The organism is Streptococcus oralis (assembly GCF_003942585.1).
In the GTDB taxonomy this organism is placed as follows: Bacteria; Bacillota; Bacilli; order Lactobacillales; family Streptococcaceae; genus Streptococcus; species Streptococcus oralis_BE.
Genome location: NZ_RJNK01000033.1, coordinates 1 through 579, shown reverse-complemented (window position 1 = coordinate 579; position 579 = coordinate 1). Strand labels below are relative to the sequence as shown.

Here is a 579-nt window from a genome sequence, read left to right as displayed (position 1 = left end):
CGCTAGTTGATTGACTTGCACTTACAGATGCTGAAGCTGATTGGCTAGCTGATACTGATGCTGAAGTTGATTGGCTAGCTGATACTGATGCTGAAGTTGATTGACTTGCAGATACTGATGCTGAAGTTGATTGACTTGAGCTTACAGATGCTGAAGCTGATTCACTTGCAGATACTGATGCGCTAGTTGATTGGCTAGCTGATACAGATGCTGAAGCTGATTCACTTGCAGATACTGATGCGCTAGTTGATTGGCTTGCAGATACTGATGCTGAAGCTGATTCACTTGAGCTTACTGATGCTGAAGCTGATTCACTTGAGCTTACTGATACGCTAGTTGATTGACTTGCACTTACAGATGCTGAAGCTGATTGGCTAGCTGATACTGATGCTGAAGTTGATTGGCTAGCTGATACTGATGCTGAAGTTGATTGACTTGCAGATACTGATGCTGAAGTTGATTGACTTGAGCTTACAGATGCTGAAGCTGATTCACTTGCAGATACTGATGCGCTAGTTGATTGGCTAGCTGATACAGATGCTGAAGCTGATTCACTTGCAGATACTGATGCGCTAGTTG

The 579-nt window shown here is 43.5% G+C and carries 1 protein-coding gene; it reads right to left on the bottom strand.

Annotation, left to right across the window (positions count from 1 at the left end; translation table 11 throughout):
• Positions 1-579, bottom strand: a 579-nt coding sequence (locus D8862_RS09535) for a hypothetical protein (RefSeq protein ID WP_185760872.1), incomplete at both ends; no start/stop codon positions are given.